This is a genomic window from Salmonella sp. SJTUF15570, assembly GCF_043357055.1.
GTDB classification, from domain to species: Bacteria; Pseudomonadota; Gammaproteobacteria; order Enterobacterales; family Enterobacteriaceae; genus Salmonella; species Salmonella enterica.
Map to the genome: position 1 here is coordinate 113963 of NZ_JBEUKJ010000013.1, position 6000 is coordinate 119962.

The 6000-nt window shown below is 52.8% G+C and carries 5 protein-coding genes and 1 pseudogene; 5 read left to right on the forward strand and 1 reads right to left on the reverse strand.

The features are described from left to right. Window positions 1-35: 35 nt before the first annotated feature. The 3 genes and pseudogenes from ABVN44_RS20945 to ABVN44_RS20955 form a co-directional block, all read left to right on the forward strand. Complete coding sequence (locus ABVN44_RS20945) at window positions 36-992, forward strand: alpha/beta fold hydrolase (RefSeq protein WP_077248420.1); 957 nt, start codon at window positions 36-38, stop codon at window positions 990-992. Window positions 993-1195: 203 nt separating this feature from the next. After that, complete coding sequence (gene speB / locus ABVN44_RS20950; RefSeq protein WP_000105550.1) at window positions 1196-2116, forward strand: agmatinase; 921 nt, start codon at window positions 1196-1198, stop codon at window positions 2114-2116. Window positions 2117-2119: 3 nt separating this feature from the next. Beyond that, window positions 2120-2204: pseudogene (locus tag ABVN44_RS20955) on the forward strand (hypothetical protein); the annotation flags it as partial. Window positions 2205-2216: 12 nt separating this feature from the next. On the opposite strand, the gene ABVN44_RS20960 reads toward ABVN44_RS20955, so the two are convergent. After that, complete coding sequence (locus ABVN44_RS20960; protein ID WP_000701834.1) at window positions 2217-2975, reverse strand: M48 family metallopeptidase; 759 nt, start codon at window positions 2973-2975, stop codon at window positions 2217-2219. Between the two features lie 275 nt (window positions 2976-3250). On the opposite strand from ABVN44_RS20960, the gene tkt reads away from it, so the two are divergent. Both tkt and tnpA read left to right on the forward strand, forming a co-directional pair. Then, on the forward strand, window positions 3251-5242 hold the full coding sequence (gene tkt / locus ABVN44_RS20965) for a transketolase (RefSeq protein WP_000098658.1): 1992 nt from the start codon (window positions 3251-3253) through the stop codon (window positions 5240-5242). Between the two features lie 190 nt (window positions 5243-5432). After that, window positions 5433-5891, forward strand: coding sequence for an IS200/IS605-like element IS200F family transposase (gene tnpA, locus ABVN44_RS20970; RefSeq protein WP_000502119.1), 459 nt, complete (start codon window positions 5433-5435; stop codon window positions 5889-5891). Window positions 5892-6000 lie beyond the last annotated feature (109 nt).

A 6000-nucleotide genomic window follows, 5' to 3' on the forward strand; every position in this document is an offset into this window, starting at 1 on the left:
CCCCGGTAAATAAGTGAAAATGATACAAATCGATTTTGATGTTATTTTTGTTCAATCTGAATAATATGGTCTTTTACACGGAAAGTGATTGGCGAGGTGTTATGAATCATATTTTTAAATTAGCATTTATTTTTATTATCAATATTATATTTTTAATAAATGCTTCAGCAACAACGATGGACAAAGATAAATTTGTGGAAGCGAATGGTATCAAAATTCATTACGTTGAAGAGGGCGAGGGGCCTCCGCTGCTGTTGATTCACGGTGGTGGTCTGACGGCGAAAAGTTGGCAGGGATTAGCGAAAGAGGCATCTCGATATTTTCGCGTCATCATGCCGGACAGTCGTGGACATGGATTAACCAATAACCCGCAAGGAACGTTTAGCTATGATCTGATGGCGGAAGATATGGCGGCTTTTGTTAAAGCGCTGAAGCTGGAAAAACCGCTGGTGATGGGTTACAGCGATGGCGGCATGGTCGTTCTGAAGTTAACCAGCCGATACCCGGATCTAGCGCGCGCTGCTATCGTCGGCGGCGCAACGCATCGCTTTGCTACGACCCATTACATGCAGGGGATGGAAATTTTTTATGGTAAAGGAATGCCTCAGGGGCAATTGACGGATCGCGATCTGGATAAAATGGCTTCGGATGCGCCCGGGATGGTTAAATTTTATCAGAACATGCATCATCCAGAGCAAAAAGACTACTGGCGCACGTTCCTCAAAGGTGTCTGGCCAATGTGGACAACGCCCACATCGCTGACGGAAGAAGAGGTGAAAAAAATCCACATTCCGGTGCTATTACTGGACGGCGACCGGGATGAATTTTTCACCGTTGAAGAGGTAACGCAGCTGTACCGGCTGCTGCCTCAGGCGGAGATGACCCTCATTCCCGGTAGCGGTCACGCCATTTTCCAGACGCCAGGAAAAACACCGCTGTTTTACGCATTAGTGCTTGAGTTTTTACAGCGGCAACTCCCTAAGGCCTCTTAACTGACCGCGATGGACGTATGAGCCTACTGATTTGCGCTGGATATATATTTTTTCGGGCGTTGTCTACTGTACCTGGCTAAACTGACTTCAATAATGCGGTCTGTCAGAGTAAACTTTGAGCCGTAAACAAATTCAAACCCTTCCTCGTCGGGCCTAACGACGCGGGAGGGTTTTTTTATATTGACTAAGAAGAGGTTTTTGCCATGAGCACCTTAGGTCATCAGTACGATAACTCACTGGTTTCTAATGCGTTTGGTTTTTTACGTCTGCCAATGAACTTCCAGCCGTATGACAGCGATGCCGACTGGGTGATCACTGGCGTACCGTTTGATATGGCAACGTCCGGTCGCGCTGGCGGCCGTCATGGCCCGGCGGCGATCCGTCAGGTGTCGACCAACCTCGCCTGGGAACATCACCGTTTCCCGTGGAATTTTGACATGCGCGAGCGCCTGAACGTCGTGGACTGCGGCGATTTGGTGTATGCGTTTGGCGATGCCCGTGAAATGAGCGAAAAATTACAGGCGCACGCTGAAAAACTGCTGTCTGCAGGCAAGCGTATGCTCTCTTTCGGCGGCGACCACTTCGTCACGCTGCCGCTGCTGCGCGCCCACGCGAAACATTTTGGCAAAATGGCTCTGGTACATTTTGACGCGCATACCGATACCTACGCTAACGGCTGCGAATTCGATCACGGCACGATGTTCTACACCGCGCCGAAAGAAGGCCTGATCGATCCGCATCATTCGGTACAGATCGGTATTCGTACTGAGTTTGACAAAGACAATGGCTTTACCGTGCTGGATGCCTGCCAGGTCAACGATCGCGGCGTGGATGATATTCTCGCTCAGGTGAAACAGATCGTCGGCGATATGCCGGTCTATCTGACCTTTGATATCGACTGTCTGGACCCGGCGTTTGCGCCTGGCACCGGTACGCCGGTGATCGGCGGTTTGACCTCCGATCGTGCCATTAAACTGGTACGCGGTCTGAAAGATCTGAACATTGTCGGTATGGATGTAGTGGAAGTCGCGCCGGCTTACGATCAGTCGGAGATCACCGCTCTGGCGGCCGCGACGCTGGCATTAGAAATGCTCTATATCCAGGCGGCGAAGAAGGGCGAGTAAATTGTTTTGCCGGATGGCGCTGCGCTTATCCGGCCTACAGCTGATTGATGCTTGTAGGCCGGATAAGGCGTTCACGCCGCCATCCGGCACTGTTCGGGGATTATTTGATCCCGTCTGCGCTCATACGATCGCGCACATGCTGTGCGCGTGCGGCGGACGCCGGGTGATCGTCGAACATCGAGCTTTGACGACCCGCTTCCAGTTTTGCCAGTTTCTCAAAGCTGGTGGCGAGTCCTGCCGGACTGATACCGCGTTTGCGCAACAGATCGTAAGAATAATCATCCGCTTCGGACTCCTGACGCTGGGAGAACTGCGAGTTCACCAGTTTTTCGCCAAGATCGCCAAGCTGTGATTGCGACAGGCTGCCGACAACGCCTCCTGCCGATGCCGCCGCAACGCGCACGGCGTTAGTGCCCAGCGCGACCTGCATCCCTTTCTTTACATGACCCAGCGCGACATGGCCCATTTCATGACCGATCACGGCTTCAACTTCGTTGTCGGTCATCATATCCATCAGTCCGCTGTAGACGCGAATACAACCGTTCGCCATGGCAAACGCGTTGACGTCTTTCGTCTCGTAAACCTTATAGTTCACCGGCTGGCCGTTAATGTTATCCCCCAGCGCGGCGGCAATTTTTGTCAGTCGTTTAGTGTATTCGCTGCTCGCCGGCGCGATTTTCGCTTTGCTGTCGAGCTCTTGACAGGATTGATCGCTCAACGCTTTTACCTGCGCATCGCTTAACGTATAGGCCTGAAAAGCTTCAGCGCCCGAAGAAAGCAGTCCATTAGAGTCCATATTCTGGCAACCGGTCAGCACCGTCGCCATGCCCAAAGCAAGCAGTAAAGCGCGAATTTTCATTTTTCTCTTCCATACGAATTAATATTATTTTGAAATGCGCCCGTTGCAGATGAATTAGCGCCTGGGTTAAGTATAAAGAAAAGCGTGGCAGGCAAGTTAGCTAATTGCGCAACATGCGAGCACGATCCGGAGATTTCTGAAGCGGTAAAAGGATGTTCCATGTACATGACGCGCGGCTTGGGGTAAATTGTTGGCAAATTTTCCGGCGTAGCCCAAAACGCGCTGTCGTCAAGTCGTTACGGGCATGGCCTTTCAACATCCGATCTGGAGTCAAAATGTCCTCACGTAAAGAGCTTGCCAATGCTATTCGTGCGCTGAGCATGGACGCAGTACAGAAAGCCAAATCCGGTCACCCGGGTGCCCCGATGGGTATGGCTGACATTGCCGAAGTCCTGTGGCGTGATTTCCTGAACCACAACCCGACCAACCCGTCCTGGGCCGACCGCGACCGCTTCGTGCTGTCCAATGGCCACGGCTCAATGCTGATTTACAGCCTGCTGCACCTCACCGGTTATGACCTGCCGATGTCCGAGCTGCAGAATTTCCGTCAGCTACATTCAAAAACCCCTGGTCACCCGGAAGTGGGCTACACCGCTGGCGTTGAAACCACTACTGGCCCGCTGGGTCAGGGTATTGCCAACGCCGTCGGGATGGCGATTGCCGAGAAAACTCTGGCGGCGCAGTTTAACCGTCCTGGCCACGACATCGTTGACCACTTCACCTACGTCTTTATGGGCGACGGCTGCATGATGGAAGGCATTTCTCACGAAGTGTGCTCTCTGGCTGGTACTCTGAAACTGGGCAAACTGATCGCGTTCTATGATGACAACGGTATCTCTATCGATGGTCATGTTGAAGGCTGGTTCACCGATGACACCGCGAAACGTTTTGAAGCCTACGGCTGGCACGTTATCCGTGGCATTGACGGTCACGATGCCGACGCCATTAAACGCGCCACGGAAGAAGCTCGCGCCGTGACTGACAAACCGTCTCTGCTGATGTGCAAAACCATCATCGGTTTCGGTTCGCCGAACAAACAGGGTACCCACGATTCCCACGGCGCGCCGCTGGGCGACGCGGAAATCGCGCTGACCCGCGAACAGTTGGGCTGGAAATACGCGCCGTTCGAAATCCCGTCTGAAATCTACGCCCAGTGGGATGCGAAAGAAGCCGGCCAGGCGAAAGAGTCTGCATGGAATGAGAAATTCGCGGCTTATGAGAAAGCCTTCCCGCAGGAAGCTGCTGAATTCACCCGTCGTATGAAAGGCGACATGCCGGCTGACTTCAATGCGAAAGCGAATGAGTTCATCGCTAAACTGCAGGCGAATCCATCCAAAATCGCCAGCCGTAAAGCGTCCCAGAATGCCATCGAAGCCTTCGGTCCGCTGTTGCCGGAATTCCTCGGCGGCTCCGCTGACCTGGCACCGTCTAACCTGACCCTGTGGTCTGGTTCTAAGGCTATCAACGAAGATGCCGCAGGTAACTACATTCACTACGGCGTGCGCGAATTCGGTATGACCGCTATCGCCAACGGTATCGCCCTGCACGGCGGTTTCCTGCCGTACACCTCCACCTTCCTGATGTTCGTCGAATATGCCCGTAACGCAGTGCGTATGGCAGCGCTGATGAAGCAACGTCAGGTGATGGTGTACACCCACGACTCCATCGGTCTGGGCGAAGATGGCCCGACGCACCAGCCGGTCGAGCAGGTGGCAAGCCTGCGCGTAACGCCGAACATGTCCACATGGCGTCCGTGCGACCAGGTGGAATCCGCGGTGGCGTGGAAATACGGCGTTGAGCGTCAGGATGGCCCAACCGCGCTGATTCTGTCCCGTCAGAACCTGGCGCAGCAGGAACGTACTGAAGAGCAACTGGCGAATATCGCCCGCGGTGGTTACGTACTGAAAGATTGTGCGGGCCAGCCGCAGATTATCTTCATTGCGACCGGTTCTGAGGTTGAGCTGGCGGTTGCCGCTTACGAAAAACTGACTGCCGAAGGCGTGAAGGCGCGCGTGGTTTCCATGCCGTCCACCGACGCATTCGACAAGCAGGATGCGGCCTACCGTGAATCCGTGCTGCCGAAAGCGGTATCTGCGCGTGTGGCGATTGAAGCGGGTATCGCTGACTACTGGTTCAAATACGTCGGCCTGAACGGCGCTATTGTCGGGATGACCACCTTCGGTGAATCCGCCCCGGCAGAGCTGCTATTTGAAGAGTTTGGCTTCACGGTGGACAACGTGATCGCCAAAGCGAAAGCGCTGCTGTAATCCTTAATACGGCATAAAACGGGTCGCTTCGGCGACCCGTTTTTATTGTCTATGGAAAACCCCCAGCTAGGCTGGGGGTTCCGGAAAGCTTTCAGCTTTAAGCCAGTTATTAAAACCCCTTTTGATTTGTTAAAACATCTTGCGGTCTGGCAACTGCAAAAGTTCAACAAGAAATCAAAAGGGGGTCCCAATGGGGGACGAAAAGAGCTTAGCGCACACCCGATGGAACTGTAAATATCACATAGTTTTCGCGCCCAAATACCGAAGACAAGCGTTCTATGGAGAGAAGCGTAGGGCAGTAGGCAGCATATTAAGAAAATTGTGTGAATGGAAAAACGTACGAATTCTGGAAGCGGAATGTTGTGCAGATCATATTCACATGCTTCTGGAGATCCCGCCGAAGATGAGTGTGTCGAGCTTCATGGGATATCTGAAGGGTAAAAGTAGTCTGATGCTTTACGAGCAGTTTGGGGATCTAAAATTCAAATACAGGAACAGGGAGTTCTGGTGCAGAGGGTACTATGTCGATACGGTGGGTAAGAACACGGCGAAGATACAGGACTACATAAAGCACCAGCTTGAAGAGGATAAAATGGGTGAGCAATTATCGATCCCTTATCCGGGCAGCCCGTTTACGGGCCGTAAGTAACGAAGTTTGATGCAAATGTCAGATCGTATGCGCCTGTTAGGGCGCGGCTGGTAAGAGAGCCTTACAGGCGCATCTGAAAAACCTCCGGCTATGCCGGAGGATATTTATT

What these genes read in the sequence shown, in the direction of transcription:
- speB (WP_000105550.1), top strand. Translation starts at nt 1,196, where the DNA reads ATGAGCACCTTAGGTCATCAGTACGATAACTCACTGGTTTCTAATGCG.
- ABVN44_RS20960 (WP_000701834.1), bottom strand. Translation starts at nt 2,975, where the DNA reads ATGAAAATTCGCGCTTTACTGCTTGCTTTGGGCATGGCGACGGTGCTG.
- tkt (WP_000098658.1), top strand. Translation starts at nt 3,251, where the DNA reads ATGTCCTCACGTAAAGAGCTTGCCAATGCTATTCGTGCGCTGAGCATG.
- tnpA (WP_000502119.1), top strand. Translation starts at nt 5,433, where the DNA reads ATGGGGGACGAAAAGAGCTTAGCGCACACCCGATGGAACTGTAAATAT.